The sequence below is a fragment of the Vibrio sp. D417a genome, assembly GCF_030248595.1.
Taxonomy (GTDB): Bacteria; Pseudomonadota; Gammaproteobacteria; order Enterobacterales; family Vibrionaceae; genus Vibrio; species Vibrio alginolyticus.
On record NZ_JAHGAM010000010.1, the window covers coordinates 68,408 to 88,392 of the forward strand.

Annotated in this window: 15 protein-coding genes; 7 read left to right on the top strand and 8 right to left on the bottom strand. The window is 45.9% G+C overall.

What is annotated here, in order from left to right; genetic code table 11:
• Positions 1-7: 7 nt before the first annotated feature.
• From cydB to aspS, 7 genes are all read right to left on the bottom strand, one after another.
• Positions 8-1,144 carry a cytochrome d ubiquinol oxidase subunit II gene (gene cydB, locus KI742_RS11270; RefSeq protein ID WP_006742909.1) on the bottom strand — a complete coding sequence of 379 codons (1,137 nt, stop codon included), beginning with the start codon at positions 1,142-1,144 and terminating at the stop codon, positions 8-10.
• A gap of 17 nt (positions 1,145-1,161) precedes the next feature.
• Positions 1,162-2,748 (bottom strand): cytochrome ubiquinol oxidase subunit I, encoded by a 1,587-nt coding sequence (cydA, locus tag KI742_RS11275; RefSeq protein ID WP_285386171.1) that lies wholly within the window; start codon positions 2,746-2,748, stop codon positions 1,162-1,164.
• A 461-nt stretch (positions 2,749-3,209) separates the two neighbouring features.
• Entirely contained in the window at positions 3,210-4,214 is a 1,005-nt protein-coding gene (gene ruvB, locus KI742_RS11280) for a Holliday junction branch migration DNA helicase RuvB (RefSeq protein WP_005378312.1), read from the bottom strand.
• Between the two features lie 286 nt (positions 4,215-4,500).
• A complete protein-coding gene (ruvA, locus tag KI742_RS11285; RefSeq protein ID WP_005378313.1) occupies positions 4,501-5,112 on the bottom strand; it encodes a Holliday junction branch migration protein RuvA in 612 nt (203 codons plus the stop codon).
• 67 nt (positions 5,113-5,179) lie between these two features.
• Positions 5,180-5,701: a crossover junction endodeoxyribonuclease RuvC gene (ruvC, locus tag KI742_RS11290; RefSeq protein ID WP_005387909.1), complete on the bottom strand. Its 522-nt coding sequence runs from the start codon at positions 5,699-5,701 to the stop codon at positions 5,180-5,182.
• A 92-nt stretch (positions 5,702-5,793) separates the two neighbouring features.
• Positions 5,794-6,540: a YebC/PmpR family DNA-binding transcriptional regulator gene (locus tag KI742_RS11295; protein ID WP_285386170.1), complete on the bottom strand. Its 747-nt coding sequence runs from the start codon at positions 6,538-6,540 to the stop codon at positions 5,794-5,796.
• Between the two features lie 143 nt (positions 6,541-6,683).
• Positions 6,684-8,462, bottom strand: coding sequence for an aspartate--tRNA ligase (aspS, locus tag KI742_RS11300; protein ID WP_005378401.1), 1,779 nt, complete (start codon positions 8,460-8,462; stop codon positions 6,684-6,686).
• Between the two features lie 273 nt (positions 8,463-8,735).
• Here aspS and KI742_RS11305 point away from each other — a divergent pair, with 273 nt between their 5' ends.
• The 7 genes from KI742_RS11305 (at position 8,736) to KI742_RS11335 (ending at position 15,378) form a co-directional block, all read left to right on the top strand.
• Positions 8,736-9,602, top strand: coding sequence for a DUF72 domain-containing protein (locus KI742_RS11305; protein ID WP_285386169.1), 867 nt, complete (start codon positions 8,736-8,738; stop codon positions 9,600-9,602).
• A gap of 93 nt (positions 9,603-9,695) precedes the next feature.
• On the top strand, positions 9,696-10,433 hold the full coding sequence (gene cmoA / locus KI742_RS11310) for a carboxy-S-adenosyl-L-methionine synthase CmoA (RefSeq protein WP_017635063.1): 738 nt from the start codon (positions 9,696-9,698) through the stop codon (positions 10,431-10,433).
• Between the two features lie 81 nt (positions 10,434-10,514).
• On the top strand, positions 10,515-11,486 hold the full coding sequence (gene cmoB, locus KI742_RS11315; protein ID WP_054575108.1) for a tRNA 5-methoxyuridine(34)/uridine 5-oxyacetic acid(34) synthase CmoB: 972 nt from the start codon (positions 10,515-10,517) through the stop codon (positions 11,484-11,486).
• Between the two features lie 276 nt (positions 11,487-11,762).
• A complete protein-coding gene (locus KI742_RS11320; RefSeq protein WP_005378391.1) occupies positions 11,763-12,509 on the top strand; it encodes an ATP-dependent zinc protease in 747 nt (248 codons plus the stop codon).
• A gap of 11 nt (positions 12,510-12,520) precedes the next feature.
• A complete protein-coding gene (locus KI742_RS11325) occupies positions 12,521-14,026 on the top strand; it encodes an inactive transglutaminase family protein (RefSeq protein ID WP_005378389.1) in 1,506 nt (501 codons plus the stop codon).
• Between the two features lie 3 nt (positions 14,027-14,029).
• A complete protein-coding gene (locus KI742_RS11330; RefSeq protein WP_005378387.1) occupies positions 14,030-14,998 on the top strand; it encodes an alpha-L-glutamate ligase-like protein in 969 nt (322 codons plus the stop codon).
• 227 nt (positions 14,999-15,225) lie between these two features.
• On the top strand, positions 15,226-15,378 hold the full coding sequence (locus KI742_RS11335; RefSeq protein ID WP_285386168.1) for a hypothetical protein: 153 nt from the start codon (positions 15,226-15,228) through the stop codon (positions 15,376-15,378).
• A gap of 143 nt (positions 15,379-15,521) precedes the next feature.
• Here the strand turns inward: KI742_RS11335 and mukB are convergent, their stop codons facing one another.
• On the bottom strand, positions 15,522-19,985 hold the full coding sequence (gene mukB, locus KI742_RS11340; RefSeq protein ID WP_285386191.1) for a chromosome partition protein MukB: 4,464 nt from the start codon (positions 19,983-19,985) through the stop codon (positions 15,522-15,524).

The window sequence follows — 19,985 nt, forward strand, 5'->3', positions numbered from 1 at the left end:
ATGCTCCTTAGTAAAGTGAGTTTTTGTTGTCTTCAATGTACTGGTCATCAAGGCGACCAAACATCTTGTAGTAAGTCCAAGATGTGTAACCAAGGATGATTGGCACCATAACAAACGCAACGCCTGTCATTAGGTTCAGAGTCAGCTCAGATGACGTTGCATCCCACATTGTTAAGCTGTGGCTTGGCATTAAGTCTGAAGGCATGATGAATGGGAACATCGCAAAACCTGCAGTAAAGATAACACCAGCAACACCCAAGCTTGAAGTAATGAACGAAATCGCACATTTTTCAAGACGAGATGCCAATACAGCGAGAAGCGGCATTGCAACACCTAGTACAGGAGCAGCCCATAGTAATGGGTAGTTTTCAAAATTCTTCATCCACGCACCAGCTTCACGGATAACCTCTTTGTTTAGAGGGTTAGAAGCAGCGTTAGTGTCGATACCGCCAACAATGACGTAACCATCGATATTTTGGATCCAGAAACCAGCCGCTACAAACGCAGCAACCGTCAGTAAACCAGCCAACTGAGCAACGTTGCGCGCACGCACATGCACTTCGCCTGTTGTTTTCATTTGTAGCCAAGTAGAACCTTGCATCAAAATCATGAATAAGCTTACTAGACCACACAACAGTGCAAATGGATTTAGTAGACCAAAGAATGAGCCATGGTATGTTGGCATCAAGAACTCACTCAATTGGAATGGTACACCTTGTAGAAGGTTACCAAACGCCACACCAAAGATGATTGGCGGAACAAAACCACTGATTGAGATACAGATATCCCAGGTATTGCGCCATTTTGGATCTTCGATTTTAGAGCGGTAGTCTAGGCCCAGAGGACGAAGCCATAGCGCTGCTAGTGTCAAAATCATCGCTAAGTAGAAGCCTGAAAATGACGTTGCGTAAACCAAAGGCCAAGCTGCGAACAGTGCACCACCAGCAGTGATAAGCCAAACTTGGTTACCATCCCAGTGAGGAGCAATTGAGTTAATCATGACACGGCGTTGCGTGTCGTTTTTACCGATGATAGGTACAAGCGCGCCTACACCCATATCGAAGCCGTCTGTTACTGCAAAACCAACTAGTAGAACACCGATTAGTACCCACCAGATGAGTCGCAAGATTTCGTAATCAAACATCTTGTTATCTCCTTACCTTACGCTTCTACTTGGCGACTAACTTTGTCTTCAACAGAGTCAGCATTTTGCTCGAAGTGGTAGCGACCCGTTTTCAGGCTACTTGGGCCTTTACGAGCGAATTTCAACATTAGGTAAACTTCTGCAATCAGGAATACCGTGTATAGCGCCAGAATTGCGAAGAGTGAAGTCCAGATTTCACCTGCAGTTAGCGCAGAAGCTGCAACATGCACTGGTAGAATTTCACCTACAGCCCAAGGCTGACGGCCGTACTCAGCGACGAACCAACCCGCTTCAATTGCAATCCAAGGTAGTGGAATGCTAAATAGTGCAGCTTTTAGAATCCATTGTTTCTGTTCAATCTTCTGACGACACGTTTGGATAAACGCCGCACCAAAGACAAACAACATGATGAAGCCACAAGCAACCATGATACGGAATGACCAGAATAGCGGCCATACTGTTGGGATTGAGTCGTCCGCAGCAGCTTGGATTTGCTCTTCTGTTGCATCAACAACATTGTCTGTGTAGCGTTTTAGAAGTAGACCGTAACCTAGGTCACCTTTCACTTCATCAAACGCAGTCATGTTTTCTTCTGACTTGTCGCCCGCACGAAGCTTCTCTAGAAGTTCATAAGCGTACATGCCGTCACGAATACGATCGACGTGTTCATCACGTAAATCACGAAGACCTGTTACTTGCTCATCAAAAGAGCGTGTCGCGATAATACCCATTACGTAAGGGATCTTAATTGCGTAATCGGTATGCATCGTTTCCTGGTTAGGAACACCAAATAACGTAAATGCGGCAGGTGCAGGTTCAGTGTGCCACTCTGCTTCAATTGCAGCGAGTTTCACTTTTTGAACTTCACCAAGCTCGTAGCCAGATTCGTCACCAAGAACGATGGTAGATAAGATAGCTGCAATACCGAAAGAAGCAGCAATAGCAAACGAACGACGAGCAAACGCAATGTCACGACCTTTTAATAGGTAGTATGAACTGATGCCTAGAACAAACATTGCGCCACAAGTGTAACCAGAAGCAACCGTATGCACGAACTTAACCTGAGCAACTGGGTTTAGTACAACCTCAGAGAAGCTCACCATTTCCATTCGCATGGTTTCGAAGTTGAAATCTGCGCCTACTGGGTTTTGCATCCAGCCGTTTGCGATAAGAATCCAAAGAGCAGAGAAGTTAGAGCCTAGTGCCACAAGCCAGGTAACCGCTAAGTGTTGGCGTTTAGATAGACGATCCCACCCGAAGAAGAATAGACCAACAAAAGTTGACTCCAGGAAGAATGCGACAAGTGCTTCGATCGCTAGCGGTGCACCGAAGATATCACCTACATAGTGGGAGTAGTAAGACCAGTTCGTACCAAACTGGAACTCCATGGTAAGGCCTGTCGCCACACCAAGTGCAAAGTTAATACCGAATAGCTTACCCCAGAACTTGGTCATGTCCTTATAGATTTGCTTGTTCGTCATTACGTACATCGATTCCATAATGGCCAGAAGGAAGGCCATACCAAGGGTCAATGGTACGAATAGGAAGTGATACATCGCTGTCAGTGCAAACTGCAACCGCGATAGATCAACTACGTCAATCATGGTAACTCCTATGTGTCGGCTGAATGACACTCTCTACATATTGCAATCCATATTCAGGTGTTATTTACACTTGAAAAATGTTGAATTATCACAACTCATTGTTGCAAAAATGTGCTTCATTGGTTAGTTAATTGTTAAGCATCAGCTAATATAGCTGGGGCTAATATTACTTGTAAAAACAGATTGTTTCAAAAGGTTTATAGCCGTAACGCGCTTTGATATACATCAATGTTTATGCGCGGAATTTGCACAAAAATCCATCACATTGATCTAGATCAACCAGTATTGGATACGGATGTTAAGAGAGAGTAATCAGGAGAGAAATTAACCAGTTGCAAGCAAACATCGAGTTAACAATCAATGCTTTTTACTTACTAAACCAGTATGAGAAAAAATTCAAAAAATGTGAGTTTGGTCAACTTTAATGAAGCGCTGGGCAACAAAGGCCCAGCGAGGGAATCTTATTTTTCAATTCCGAAATGCAAATACGCACGATCTGTCGCGATTCTTCCACGCGGAGTGCGTTGTAAATAACCTTGCTGAATAAGATAAGGTTCAAGAACGTCTTCAATAGTGTCCTTTTCTTCACCTATCGCCGCTGCCATGTTGTCGAGCCCGACCGGACCACCACCAAATTTTTCCATAATCGCGAGTAGTAGCTTACGGTCCATGTAATCGAAGCCTTCGGCGTCCACATCAAGCATATTCAACGCCTTATCGGCAACATCGGCACAAATGTGACCATTGCCTTTTACTTCCGCATAATCACGAACACGACGTAGCAAACGGTTAGCAATACGTGGTGTGCCACGCGCACGTCTTGCCACTTCCAATGCACCTTCAGGTTCCATTGATAAACCTAAACAATCCGCGCTTCGCTGCACGATATCTTGGAGGTCTTTTATCTTATAAAACTCAAGGCGCTGAGTAATACCAAAGCGGTCGCGCAATGGTGACGTTAAAGAGCCCGCTCGGGTCGTCGCACCAATTAACGTAAATGGTGGTAAATCGATCTTAATAGAACGAGCGGCCGGACCTTCACCGATCATAATATCCAGTTGATAATCTTCCATCGCCGGATACAGCACCTCTTCAACCATCGGGCTCAAGCGGTGAATCTCATCGATGAACAACACATCGTTTTCTTCGAGGTTGGTTAACAGCGCGGCCAAATCGCCTGCTTTCTCAAGTACAGGGCCTGAAGTAGTGCGAATGTTCACTTCCATTTCATTGGCAACGATATTCGCAAGTGTGGTTTTACCCAAACCTGGGGGACCAAAAATCAAAAGGTGATCAAGTGCTTCGCTACGTAACTGAGCAGCTTTAATGAAGATCTCCATTTGGTCACGGACATGGTCCTGACCTTGGTAATCCGCTAATTTTTTTGGCCGAATAGCACGATCAATGACATCTTCATCACGAAAGGCAGGGTTTTCTGGCGCGATTAAACGATCGGCTTCAATCATCTTTTTACCTTGAAAAATGGTTACCTGAGAGAATAATGCCGCTCGTTTAACAGCAAGTGGCATATTTCTATATCTCGTCATCCTGTACAGCGACGAAGGAGCGTGATACAGGATCTTCTATCCGAGCGATTTATGGTCAAATTGTTTCATTAACCGCTCAGCGTGCTGCTATTAGATTCTCAGTCTCGCCAGGCTCGCTGGAATGACACAAAAAACATCGTTAAGCGATTGGCATTAACCTTAGAGAATGAGTTATCTTGAACAAATGTTCACTGTGCAACCAGCGTTACACCATTGATTTTAGAGCTTCACGGATCATTTGCTCACTGCTCATGTCCGGTTTAGCGATCTGAGATACCACTTTCGACGCTTGAGTCGGCTTGTAACCTAGAGCTAGAAGCGCACTGATTGCCTCTTCTTCTGCGTTGTTGGATGTTGCACCAGAATCCGCAGGAGCAGCATCCGTAAATGGCGTAAATAGATCGCCAGCGCCCCACCCTTTCAAGCGGTCTTTCATTTCAACAACCAATCGCTCTGCGGTTTTCTTGCCAACGCCTGGAAGCTTAACCAGCGTAGAAACGTCTTCATGTTCCACACAAGTAACAAATTGCGTTGCTGTCATACCAGAGAGAATACCAAGACCGAGTTTAGGACCAACGCCATTGGCTTTGATCACTTCACGGAAAAGTGCTCGTTCTTTTACTGTGTTGAAACCGTATAGCAATTGCGCATCCTCACGGACAACAAAGTGAGTATAAATAATGGCTTCTTCGCCAACATTTGGCAGTTCGTAAAAACAGCTCATTGGCATCTGGACTTCATAACCAATGCCATTAACTTCAATTAATACTTCAGGTGGTTGTTTTTCAATCAGTATGCCACGAAGACGTCCAATCACTATAAATACTCTTTGGAAATGAATTTGCGACAGGATAATAAAGAACTGGATAGACATCCAGTTAATTTTAACGGTAGCGCCCTTTTCTGGCACTGGTTGCTTTGCCCGCTAACGCAACGAGAGTCTTGTTAGTATTGGCATGACAAATCGCCACACCTAAAGCATCGGCTGCATCCGCTTGAGGCTTGGCGGGCAATTTAAGCATCTGCTGAACCATATGCTGAACTTGCGCTTTGTCCGCGCCACCAGTGCCGACGACAGCTTGCTTAATAAGACGAGCCGCGTATTCAAATACCGGCAACTCCGCATTCACCGCAGCAACAATTGCACTGCCACGAGCTTGGCCAAGTTTTAGCGCTGAATCCGCGTTTTTGGCCATAAACACTTGCTCGATCGCGAAAACGTCCGGTTGAAACTGGGTAATGATTTCCGTGACGCCTGCATAAATCTGTTTAAGCCGACCCGGAAGTTCTTTTTCTGAAGTACGAATGCAGCCACTACCAAGGTATTGCAAGTGGCGTCCATTTTGACGAATGACCCCATAGCCGGTAATGCGCGAACCTGGGTCAATGCCCAAAATAATTGACATGAATGTTCCTAAAAATGAGGCCTAATTCGGCCTCAGTCTTTTTATTATTACTTGCTAACTTCGGAGCAAATACCGCTCCCGACACCTTGAGTTTAATCTAGCGTAGCCGCAACGTCGTCAGAGATATCACCATTGTGATAAACCTCTTGAACGTCGTCCAGATCTTCCAAAGCGTCAATCAAACGAAGTAGTTTTGGCGCAGTATCCGCGTCCAAATCTGCTTTCGTAGATGGGATCAGCGACACCTCCGCGTTCTCTGCCTCAAACCCTGCGGCATCAAGAGCATCTTTTACGAGCCCAAAATCGCCTGGGGCCGTGTAGACATCAATCGAGCCATCTTCTGCCGTTTCAATGTCATCAGCACCACTTTCTAATGCTACTTCCATTACCGCATCCTCATCTAAACCTGGGCCATATGAAATCACGCCTTTCTTGTCGAAAAGATAGTTGACGCTACCATCCGTCCCCAGATTACCGCCTGACTTTGAGAATGCATGGCGTACGCCAGATACCGTACGATTTCGGTTATCCGTCATACATTCGACCATGACCGCCGTACCACTTGGACCATAACCTTCATAGATCACGGTTTCCATGTTGTCGTCGCCTTCACCACCAGCACCTCGGCTGACAGCACGGTTGACAGTGTCACGTGTCATGTTGTTAGACAGTGCTTTATCAATTGCTGCTCGCAAACGTGGGTTATTTTCTGGCTCACCGCCCCCCTCTTTTGCCGCAACAACGATTTCACGAATTAATTTAGTAAAGATTTTGCCGCGCTTCGCATCTTGCGCTGCTTTACGGTGACGAATATTCGCCCATTTACTATGACCAGCCATAATTCACCTTTTAATGTATTTTGACGCTTAATAACAAAACATGTTCTAAAAAGCGTTGCTTGGGAAATTGCTTTGGAAGTTTCTTGGGTTTATTTAAACAAAAACTCCCGCAGTTGCGGGAGTTTTCTTCAAATGTTGTGCGCTTATTCTGCGTCTTTTTCTTTCGCTGCAGTTACTGCGATTGCTAGCTCTTCTAGCGCTGCTGGGTTCGCAATACTTGGTGCGTCTGTTAGTAGACACGCCGCTGCTGTTGTTTTAGGGAACGCGATAACATCACGGATGTTCTCTGTGCCACATAGCAGCATTACTAGACGGTCTAGACCAAATGCAAGACCAGCATGTGGAGGCGTACCGAATTTCAGCGCATCAAGCAGGAAACCGAACTTAAGCTGTTGCTCTTCAGGTGTGATACCTAGAATATCAAATACGGCTTCTTGCATATCTGCGTTGTGGATACGAACAGAGCCGCCGCCCACTTCGTAGCCATTTAGAACCATATCGTAAGCGTTAGAATTTGCCGCAGCAGGGTTTGCTTTTAGCTCTTCTGCAGTCACACCTAGAGGCGATGTGAATGGGTGGTGCATCGCGTGTAGGTTGCCTTCGTCATCTTCTTCGAACATTGGGAAGTCAACAACCCATAATGGAGCCCATGCAGACTCATCCGTTAGCTCTAGGTCTTTACCTAGTTTCAAACGTAGCGCACCCATTGCTTCTGCAACGATACCCGCTTTATCAGCGCCAAATAGGATAATGTCACCAGATTCCGCTTGAGTACGATCTAGAATGCCGTTGATCACGTCTTCATTTAGGAACTTAGCGACTGGAGATTGGATACCTTCCATGCCCGCTGCACGGTCATTAACCTTCATCCAAGCTAGACCTTTCGCACCGTAGATGCCAACGAATTCACCGTAGCCATCAATTTGCTTACGAGTCAAAGATGCACCACCTGGAACGCGAATAACGGCAACGCGGCCTTTTTCGTCGTTTGCTGGACCTGAGAATACTTTGAACTCAACGTCTTTCACTAGGTCAGCAACGTCTACTAGCTCTAGTGGGTTACGTAGGTCTGGCTTGTCAGAACCGAAACGACGAATCGCTTCGCTGAACGGCATTACTGGGAATTCACCTAGGTCAACGTTTAGTAGCTCTTGCCACATTTCACGAACCATTTTTTCAGTCGTTGCACGAACTTGGTCAGCCGTCATGAATGACGTTTCGATATCGATCTGAGTGAACTCTGGTTGACGGTCAGCACGCAAGTCTTCATCACGGAAACACTTAACGATTTGGTAGTAACGGTCAAAACCAGACATCATTAGAAGCTGTTTGAATAGCTGTGGAGACTGAGGAAGCGCGTAGAAGCTGCCTTTGTGAACACGGCTAGGTACTAGGTAGTCACGAGCGCCTTCTGGAGTCGCTTTTGTTAGGACTGGTGTTTCGATGTCTAGGAAACCGTTGTCATCTAGGAAGCGACGAACAAAGCTAGACGCTTTAGCACGTAGCTTGATGCGGTCGCTCATTTCTGGACGACGTAGATCTAGGTAACGGTACTTCAGGCGTTGCTCTTCAGAGTTCTTTTGGTTGAAATCTAGAGGCAGAACATCAGAACGGTTGATGATTTCAAGACCTTTCGCAAGGATCTCGACTTCACCTGTTGCCATGTCTTTGTTTGCTTGGCTCTCTGGGCGAACGCGCACTTCACCCGTTAGTTTGATACAGAATTCATTACGAAGTGTGTTAGCCACTTCATACGCATCCGCCATATCTGGATCTACAACTACCTGAACGATGCCTTCACGATCTCGCATATCGATAAAAATAAGACCGCCTAAATCACGGCGACGGTTAACCCAGCCGCAAAGTTCTACAGTTTGTCCTGCAAGGGACTTGTTCAGGTGACCACAGTAATGGGTACGCATAATGAAATTCCCAATCTCTCAAATGTTGTTAACTACGCTCTGTCAGCCTCATTGCTAAGCAGAGTAAAGATTCAGTTATACGCTGAATGTCCACGAAAATCGACTACTCAACATACAATTACGTGTGTTTTATCATTCACTGGTGCTTTTTAGTACAACAAATGTTCAAAAGCGCACCAAAGCGAAAAAATTGGGGAGGATTATAGCGTGAAATTACCTATTTCAGCAAAACTCTCGTAAAGTATTCACACGAGTAGCAAGCAGTAAAGAATAATGGATAACTTACCTCTTCGACTTGGATTGACGATGTGGTCGCACAATCAATGGCAACAAAGTTTTTACGGCAGCGGGACAAAGCCCGCTGAACGTTTAGAAAGGTATGCGCAAGTGTTTCATACCGTGGAAGGCAACACGACATTTTATGCCACACCGACGCTCAATACAGTGCAAAACTGGAGAGCCGCAACCCACGATGATTTTCGCTTTACTTTCAAACTTCCTAAAGCCATCACTCATGAGCAAATGCTAAGAGGTTGCAGCGAACAACTGAGAGACTTCATGAAAGTCATGGAGCCTTTGCATGACCGTGTGGGTCAATGGACAATTCAATTACCAGCCTCATTTGGTCCTGAGCACCTTGATCGGCTGAAAAAGTTCTGTGCGAACTTTCCACCTAACTTCCCTCTCGGTGTTGAGGTTCGCCATATGGCATTTTTCTCCAAAGGCGAAGAAGAGCGAGCACTTAACCAATGGTTAGTAGAGAATAATATTGACCGCATTATTATGGATAGCCGCCCAGTCTTTGCCGCTAAGCCCGACAATGAGGCGATTATTGATGCACAAATGAAAAAACCACGAGTCCCTGTTCACGCCATTGCTACCGCTTCACACCCTTTGATTCGCTTTATTGGTCATCCAGAAGAACAGCAAAATTACGAGTTTTTTAAACCATGGCTCAACAAGTTGCCACAATGGATTGCCGAAGGTAAACAGCCATATGTCATGATCCATACCGCAGACAATATAATTGCTCCAGAGTTGGCCGCAAACCTATATAAAGACATACAAAAACGTATCACGCTCCCTGAGTTAGCGCCTTTCCCAGCTGACGATGGCAACTCGCAGTTACAGATGTTCTAACGCAACACATGACAGAGGCGCGAAATTCCCATAAAATACGCGCCTTTTTTGGTGCCTGACATTTTCAGGCGGCTTGTATGCAGAGACTTAGTTATGAACCCTAAGAGCAATCCAGATACTATTTTTTCGGCTCCAATCGATAAAATTGGGGATTTCACGTTCGATGAACGCGTAGCGGAAGTATTTCCTGACATGATTCAACGTTCGGTACCGGGTTACAGCAATATCATTTCTGCAATCGGTATGCTGGCAGAGCGTTTTGTAAAACCTCACTCAAACATCTATGACCTTGGCTGTTCTTTGGGTGCTGCAACATTGTCTATGCGTCGCCATATCAAACAAGAAGGTTGCCAAATCATCGCAGTGGACAACTCTCCTGCGATGGTTGAGCGTTGTAAACTTCACGTCAACGCTTACCGCAGTGACACTCCTGTGGATGTAGTAGAAGCAGACATTCGCAATATCGAAATTGAAAACGCGTCAGTGGTGGTGTTGAACTTCACTTTGCAATTCCTCTCTCCAGAAGATCGTTACTCCTTGCTCGAAAAAATTTACGCTGGCCTTCGTCCGGGCGGCATTTTGATTCTATCTGAGAAATTCGTCTTCGAAGATGAAGTGTCGAACGAACTGTTAATTGACCTTCACCACGACTTTAAACGTGCGAATGGTTATAGCGAACTAGAAATCAGCCAAAAGCGCAGCGCGATAGAAAACGTAATGCGCCCAGATTCAAAGAAAGAACATAAAGAGCGTTTCGCTAAAATTGGCTTTTCTAGCTACGATGTTTGGTTCCAATGCTTTAACTTCGGCTCCATGTTCGCAATTAAATAGACCATGCACACAAAGCCTGAACCATACCGATTTCGGTTTTTGTTAATAATTTATACCCATCAACTCAGCGATTAACTAACTATGTTTAACTTTGCAAATTTCTACCAATTGATTGCCCAAGACACTCGTCTTCAACCTTGGCTTAATGTGCTTCCGCAACAGCTAACGGATTGGCAAAATGCAGAGCACGGTGACTTTGGTCGCTGGTTGAAAGCCCTGAACAAAATCCCAGCGGGTAGACCGGACAACATCGACATTGTTGATTCTGTCACGATTTCAAACAATGAGCCCATGCCTCAAGGGGAACTTAAAAAGCTAGAAAGCTTACTTCGTACATTCCATCCTTGGCGCAAAGGCCCATACAACGTACACGGCATCCATATTGATACTGAGTGGCGCAGTGATTGGAAATGGGACCGCGTGCTTCCGCATATTTCACCATTAAAGAATCGCAGCGTACTCGATGTAGGTTGTGGTAACGGATACCACATGTGGCGCATGCTAGGCGAAGGTGCACGCTTAACTGTCGGTATCGATCCATCTCACCTGTTTCTAATTCAGTTCGAAGCAATTCGTAAACTAATGGGCGATGACCAACGTGCACACCTATTGCCATTGGGTATTGAACAACTACCTAAGTTAGAAGCGTTCGATACGGTATTCAGCATGGGCGTGCTTTACCATCGCCGCTCGCCTCTCGATCATTTAGTGCAACTAAAAGATCAATTGGTATCTGGTGGTGAACTTGTATTGGAAACACTCGTGATTGAAGGTGATGAGAATGCAGTACTGGTCCCGACTTCTCGTTACGCGCAAATGCGTAATGTCTATTTCTTCCCTTCAGCAAAAGCCCTAAAAGTGTGGTTAGAATTGGTCGGTTTTGAAGATGTTCGTATCGTTGATGAAAACATCACATCCGTAAATGAACAACGTACCACAGATTGGATGACGCATAACTCTCTACCTGACTACTTAGATCCGAACGACCCAAGCAAGACTGTAGAAGGCTACCCTGCCCCTCGCCGAGCGGTTCTTGTCGCTCGCAAATCATAATTCGCTGAGATTCCTGACATTGTCTTAACTCATTTTACGAGTTAAGACATTACCCTCTTTCCTCGTAATGAGCGAGTTTGTTTTTTGAATCCATTTTTCACGTCAAAATATAAGCACGCTCTAAATAAGGATGCGCTTTTATGTCCTTGATTTTTGGCTTTTCATCACTATTCCTCAAACAATAAGTAATAGAGAAACATTCTTACTTGTGAGGCTTTATCGATATAAGCTAAACTCCTAAAAAATAAACAACTTAATCCAATCCCAAGGTTTTCAATGTTATTACGATTGACCCCGATTGTTGCCATCGCCTTACTATCTGGATGCTCACTAACCAAAGGCGAACAGTACCACCAAGAAACGTTAGCGGCGATTCAAAATTCAGAAGCGAATGTCAATAATCGCATTACCAACCTAGAGCTACAGCTCAGCAACCAATCGGACTATATCGACAGCCTTGAAGAACAAGTCGATAAACTACAGGTTGAACTTCTTACATTTCGCGATGAAGCAATGGCAGAAGTAAAAAAACCGAAAGAGCCGATTATTGTCCAATCTCCCGCTCCTGTGGAACCAACCCCAACTCACGATATTGTCCTTGGCTCTATCGAAAAGGTCACTGTAGAGTCGATTAAGCAAACTTTTGATGCACGTATCGACACTGGTGCCGCGACGTCGTCTTTAAATGCCGTTGATATTGAAGAGTTCGAAAGAAATGGCAAAAAATGGGTCCGATTCCACTTAGCAGACACCAGTAAATCCGAAGAAGAGAAAAGTACTTGGATCGAAGCTCCTGTCATTCGCTACGTCAAAATCCGCCAGGTTACCAGTGAAGAGTTAGAACGCCGCGCTGTGGTAGAACTTTGGGTGCGCGTTGGAAAAATTCATGAAAAAGCGCAATTTACGTTGGCAGATCGCTCACATATGAACCATCCTATTTTACTGGGTAGAGAATTTATGCGCGACATAGCACTTGTCGATGTAAGTCGTACCTATATCCAAACGGACGAAGATAAAAAATAATAAGGTAGATTATGACGTCAAAAATACCGTTTTACCTTTCTATCATCTTATTGGTGATTGCGGGCATTGCTCTGAGTGTTTTCAGGCATGAAAACTACGGCGTGCCTTGGACGCCAGGCGAAACTCGCCAGGTGTGGGATGTAGAAGCTCGTATTGAGTTCAATGCTAACGGCAACGAAGTAAAAGCGTCACTTGCAGCACCTCATACGCAAAGTGGTTACACACTTATAGGTGAATCTGCTTCCTCATCAGGTTATGGCGTTTCCTACATCAATGACGATTCAGGCCGTCGTGCAGAATGGTCAATTCGCCAAGCTCAAGGGCCACAAACCATATACTACAAAGCCCAGTTCTTAGTAGACCCTCAGGCTAAAGTCACTCCTTTACCGCCAACGGAAGACATTACGCCACCAACGCTATCAGCACCACAAGCAGCAGCGGCAAATGCCCTTATCGAACGTGCGATGAGTCGCTCAGCCGATAATGTGACGTTTACTCGTGAGCTTATCAAAGCGCTTAATGACCCAGATAGCCAAAACTCGTCGCTACTACTGAACGATTTCAGCCGTACTGATGCACTGCATAATATTTTGCTTACCGCAGGTATACAAAGCAAAACCGTCGGTGTTATCGAACTAGAAGATGGTCGTCGACGCCAAACAATTCAACCAATGGTTCAGGTTTGGTCAGGTAAAGATTGGGTACTGTTTTCGCCAAAATCCGAACAAAAAGCAGTGAAACCCAACTTGTTAGTGTGGGATGAATCAAACGTATCCTTACTTGACCTTGTTGGTGGTAAAAATAGCCAAGTGCATTTCTCGATGATTAAGCAAGAAATGACACCACAACAAGCTACAAACAACAAAATAGAAGCAGATGGATTACTGAATATTTCAATTCATAGCCTACCTTTGGAAGAGCAAGCGATGTTCAAAACCATCATGCTCATCCCTATTGGTGCTCTGATCGTTGTGTTCTTGCGTGTGATTATCGGCCTGAAAACATCCGGTACCTTCATGCCTGTGTTGATTGCCGTTGCTTTTGTTCAAACTCAACTATTAACGGGTATTGTCGGTTTCTTGCTAATTGTAGGTACAGGCCTGATTATTCGGAGCTATTTGTCTAGGTTGAACTTATTGCTGGTAGCAAGGATATCTGCGGTCATTATTACCGTTATTATGATCATCTCGGTGTTCACCGTTGTTGCGTTTAAAATGGGCTTAACAGAAGGCCTAACAATTACCTTCTTCCCTATGATCATCTTGTCTTGGACGATTGAACGTATGTCAATCCTATGGGAAGAAGAAGGTGCGAAGGAAGTTGCTCTGCAAGGTGGTGGTTCATTGCTGACAGCGGTATTAGTTTACCTTGCAATGACGAACTCATACATTCAACACTTAACCTTTAACTTCATTGGTCTACAGTTGATTGTTCTGGCCGGTATTCTATTACTAGGTACTTACACAGGTTACCGCCTCACTGAGCTACGACGCTTCAAACCACTAGCGGAGGACTAAACGATGTTCGAAAGTTTTACTTCGCCGTCTAAGCTTCGCCATAAAGGCATTATGGGGATGAACAAGCGTAACCACAGCTATATTGGCCGTTACAATGATCGTTCTAAATACCCACTTGTCGATGACAAGCTAAAGACCAAAATTATTGCACAGGCAGCAGGAGCAACAGTTCCTGCCCTGATCGGTGTCATTCATAACCAAGCTGAAGTTAAGACTATCCACAAAATGGTTGAGAACTGGCCTGGTTTTGTAATCAAACCTGCACAAGGTAGTGGCGGTAAAGGCATTCTGGTTGTTACGTCTCACAAAAACGGGGTATATACCAAACCCTCCGGCTCTACAATTGGTAGGGATGAGGTCGAGCGTCACATTAGTAATGCGCTTGCTGGCCTTTTCTCTCTTGGTGGTAAAAATGACGTTGCTGTGGTTGAAAACTTAATCAAGTTTGATGACTGTTTTGATGGCTTCAGTTATGAAGGCGTACCAGATGTTCGGATCATCGTATTTAAAGGTTATCCAGTTATGGCGATGATGCGCTGTTCTACAGCGGCTTCCGACGGCAAAGCAAACCTTCACCAAGGTGCGGTAGGAGTAGGCATTGACATCGCGACAGGTAAAGCCGTCAGAGCGGTGCAGTTCGATCATCCAGTAACTCATCACCCTGATACAGGTAAAGACCTTTCGACCCTTCAAGTACCGCATTGGGAGCGCTTGCTGGAGCTTGCGTCAAGTGCCTGGGAAATGACAGGTTTGGGATACATGGGTACGGATATGGTGCTGGATAAAGATGAAGGACCTATGGTTTTAGAGCTTAACGCTCGCCCTGGTCTGGCAATCCAAATCGCTAATGGTGCAGGCTTGCTTCCTCGTTTGAAACACATAGAGAGCCTTGGTACACCTGCTGAGTATCCAAAACCGATTGAACGCGTCGCTTACGCGGCAGAGCAGTTCGGTGTGAAGCCGTTGTTCTAACCCTCCGACATAATGTTCGTTATTACTCGCCAGTAATTGTCATGATTACTGGCGTTTTTGTTCCCGCATCCAAAAACCTTGCACTTGCTCTCCTTATTAAACACATCCTTCTCATATATAAGTTGAATCAATGATCGAGCTAACAAAATCAACATAGATCGTTTCTTTTCTACTTTGCCTTTTGAGTATGATGAGAGCTCCCCTTACTCAACTTGAGAGGTTGGGAAATGCTAATACAAGAAACAAATAATGATGAACCAGAGCTTGAAGAACAAGAGAGCTTAGACCAACACCTACAACGCTTGTCTGAGCTTTCTGTCCAAGCACTTGAAGAGCTTGCTGAAATGATCGAAGTCAGGGACGATATTCCAGAGGAATAAACGTCGCTTCCTCATTAAGTTCCGTTAATAAGCCGAGACTGCCGTCCTACAGTCTCGGCTTATCTTATGTATTTCGAAGCCTGCCTCGTAAACAGATACAAAAACGCCCGCGTTCATTGCGGGCGTTTTGTTAGATTCGCAGTTTACGATTCAAACTCTTCAATCATCTCTTGTGCTTCAGTCTTAGGCTTATCCGTTTGACCAAAACCACGCAGACCAACCACGTGTACGTGTTCGTGATCTTTAAACACCTTACGCACCAGTTTGTAGGTAGTCCCCTTCTCTGGGCTGATGTTTTCAGGCGCTGCGATAAGAAGCTGCATATCCAGACGGTCACACAATTCGAACAATGTCGCGATCGATTTTGCATCCAGACGCGCTGCTTCATCCAAGAAAAGCAAACGACAAGGCACAATGTCTTTGCTGCGTAGACGACGAGACTCTTCTTCCCAGCTTTGTACTACCATCAATAGGATTGACTGACCAGTACCGATCGCTTCACCTGTTGATAGCGCGCCAGACTCAGCCTGTAGCCAACCATCTGTACCACGGTTCACTTCTACACTTAGCTCTAGGTAGTTACGGTAATCCAGTAGCTCTTCACCCAGAACCTGAGGAGAACGTTGACCCATATCAATATGTGGGTTCACACGTTGGAACAGCTTCGCCATTGCTTCGGAGAAAGTAAAGCGAGTCGATTCAAACAGGTCTTTGTGCTGCTCTTGCTGTGTCGCTAGACCGTTCAGTAGCACTTCGTGACTTTCGCGGATCTTCACGTTTAGACGTACGCCCTTCACCTGACCAAACGAGATGTTCGACAGGCCTTGGTTCAGCATACGAATACGGTTTTGCTCACGCTGAATCGTCTTCTTGATGATGCTCGCTACTGACTCAGAGCTGATCGCTAAGCGATTTTCACGTTGCGTTAGCTCTTCCGTTAGACGCGCCAGCTCTACTTCCATCTCTTCGATCGCTTCTACAGGATCATCAGTACGGATGATATCCTGACGAATACGCTCACGAAGATGTTGGTAAACCGCAATGTAGAACAGAACTTTACGCTCTGGGCGAGCGTTGTCTTCTGATAGACGCAGCGCATCACGCAGGTCGTCATTGTTCGCAACCGCTAGACGCAGCGCACCCAGTGATTTATCCGACATCGAACGCAGTTCATCCGCTGACATGTAAGCCAGTTCACGCTTGTGTAGACGACGCTCAACATCGTTCTCACGCGCCAAACGAAGTACTGAACACCAGCCAGCTTTCGCAGCAACCACGAACGTACGCAGCTCAACGTATTCTTTCTGAACTTTCTTCAGACGTTTTGCCAAGCCTTTCATCTCTAGTTCAGTAGAGGTGATCGTGCGCTCGTATTCGCTCTTACGGCTGCGAGACGTGTGTAGACGCTCGTGCAATTCGTCACGACGACGCATTGCACGTTCTTCCGCACCTTCGTCTGCATTAACACCAAACTCTTGAAGTTCTTGTTTGAACTCTTGAATCGTTTCCAGTTTCGCTTGGTGTGAACTCTTCAATGATGCCAATACTTGGTTGTATTGGTTCATTTGACCTTGCGATTGCTTCAACTCTTCACGAGAGCGAGTACGCATTTGTTCAGCTTGAACCAGTTTAGCTTTTAGCTGTTCACTCAGTTCGCTGCTCTTGTTCAGTAGGTCTACTGAATCAGAGTAAGCGAAGTAGTGGCGGCGTTCAACGAGATCCGAGAGTGCAAAGATTTGCTTCTTAAGATCTTGTAGCCGCTCGTCTGCCGCTTTGTATTCTGCTTCTAGTGCATCGAATTGCTCTGGGTCAGCATCAAGCGCAGACGCAATATTCTCTAATTGCGCGACGGCTTTTGCATGGTTGCTTAAGAAGTTCTTCGCCTCTGCAAGCTGAGCGATTTTCTCTTCTAGCTCATCAAAACGCGCTTGCAATGACTCATCTTCAACAAGCACCATGTGTGACGCTAGCTTGTCCAGAGAAGACAACGCTTGCTTGCTGGTTTGAAGCTGAGAACGTTGTTGTTGCTCTTTCGCATCCAGATCCGCCAGCACGCGAGCAATTTGGTTACGCTTATCACGAATAGTTGCCAGTGCTTGTTCTGGATCGGCGTCAAAAGCAACCTGAATGTGGTTAGACACAAATAAGTTAAACGCTTGGTACAAGCGCTGCATTTTCTGAGAATCAAACGCCGCTTTTGCGTGTTTCTCTACCACTTCTTCTCGTTCGTTACGCAGCAACTCTAGACGCTGCTCACGTGCCGCACGGCCAAACAATGGGATCTCAGGCAAGCGAGAGTAACGCATTTGGCGATCGTTCATACGAACGCAAACCGCGCCCTCTAACTCTTCTGCATCGAACGAGCTGTCATCAAAGGCATCGATGTCACCTTCAATGATGTACAAGTCTTCTGGACAGTCGTCTAGCTCTACCAGTTTCTCTTCGATGCCTGACAAGTCAGAAACAACGATAGCGTGACGAGCCGGACCGTACATCGCACTGAAGTAAGGCGCGTCATCAATCGTGATGTCATCGTAGATCTCTGACAGCAATACACCGCCCAGCGTATCTGCCAAACCTTTCAGGCGAGGGTCATTTGAACCACCAGGAGAAGCAAGACGCTCAATCTCAGAGTCTAGCTGGCTACGGCGCTCAGCAAGCTTATCTTTAGCTAAAGACAACTCCCTTTCTTGTTCAAGGACAACTTGCATGTGGTTCATTACCGCATGGCGATCATCAAGCTCTTCACCGCTCTGCTCTCTCAGTTTCTCTAGCGCATCGTTCGCCGCAATCCAAGCTGGTGCTATTGCTTCAAGCTTACTGATTTCTGCCACCGCGTTTTGCTCTAGACGGCGCTGTTCACCACGCTGATCACGAACTTCTTCTTGAGCTATCTCTAGTGATTCGATTTGCGTCGCATGACGTTCACGTTCTTGTTCAAACGTAACCTCATCGGTTAGTTCAACGTGATATTGCTTTTTGTATTCAGCAACCAGTTCACGTGCTTGACGCTGCTGGTTAAGGCTGCGTTCGAGATCACGGTGTTGTGCTCGCCATTGTTGTTCGTTTTGTGCAATTTGTTGTGACTCACGCGCTTTCGCAATTGCAGTTTTCGCATGCTCAGACGCGTCTTTGCGCTCAACTTGACCAACGATGCTTTGTACCAGTTTAAGCGCGGTTTCAAACTGCTCTGCCGCTGCAGAAGACATGTCCAGTTTGTGCTTAACCGATAGCAACGCATTGGTGCTTTCTGATTCTTTGCTCTTAAGCTCAGAGACAAGCGCTTGAGCCGATTCCGCCGTTAGGCTGTCATCGCCAAGTAGCTGCTTCGCTTTCTCCAGCGCTTGAACTGCTTGTTGATATTGAAGGGCGCGAGTTTGCTGAACGTCAAGAGCTTGCTGGTAATCAGCAAGTTGCGTCTTAAGGCTATCCACCTCTTCTTCTGCAACGGTCGCTTGCTCTTCTACCATCATCACGCGTTCTTGCGCTTCTTCCACGACCATCATTTGTTCTTCAAGACGCTCACTTAGCTCTTCAAGATCTTCTTGGTAGCGTTCGATCTTCTCTTGCTGGCGCAGTGCGTTTTGCACCAGTTGCAAGTGATCCGAAGCCGCTTGGTAATCTTGCTCTAGCGCCGATTCCGACTCGATCAACAGTTCCAGCTCTTCTTGAACGCGGTTAAGCAGATTGTTTTGCTCAATCAAGGTCTCGCGAGAACCAAATAACTCTGAACGCAAAGACAATGTCTGTTCTAGTTTTTTACGGCGCTCGTTAGCATGGCGCATATAGTCCGCTGCCACGTAGTTAGTCGACTCTGTGATCAAGTGTTTGAACAAGTCACGGTCTGCTTGCGTAGTTTTGATCGCTTCTAGCGTCATGCGGTTTTCACGCAGCGCCGATTCCATATCTTGGAACGCTTTCTTCACGCCGCCGTTTTGTGGCAGAAGGTAGTCACGTAGCGAACGGGTAATCGCACTTGAGATACCACCGTAAAGCGATGCTTCGATCAGGCGGTAGAATTTAGAACGGTCACCAGAGTTACGCAGTTTCTTCGGAATCACACCGAATTCAAACATTTGCGCGTGGTAATCCACGATCGAAGAGAAGGCTTTAAATTGAACACCTTCAAATTCTGCGATCGATTCTTTTACTTCATTGATTTGACGTACACGAGCTTGAGTCGCTGATACGCTTTCAATCAAGATATCCGTTGGTTTCACATGGCTTGGAAGACCTTGGATAACAAACGGTTTGATGTCTACTTTCTTATCACGACCCGCAACTTGCTGCAGTTTTACTGCGAACAATAGGCGTTGGTTACGTGAGTTCACCACATCTAGCGCCGCATAACATGCGCCCGGCTGTAGCTTACCGTACAAACCTTTGTCGCGAGACGATTGGCTGCTGCCTGCTTCTGTGGTGTTACGGAAGTGCAGTAGCGTTTGGTCAGGAATCAATGCGGTGATGAACGCCGCCATTGTGGTTGATTTACCTGCACCGTTACCACCTGATAGCGTGGTGACCAGACCATCGATGTCAAACGTACGGGCAAAGAAGCCGTTCCAGTTGACCATGGTCAGCGATTGGTATTTACCGCGTTCAATCAT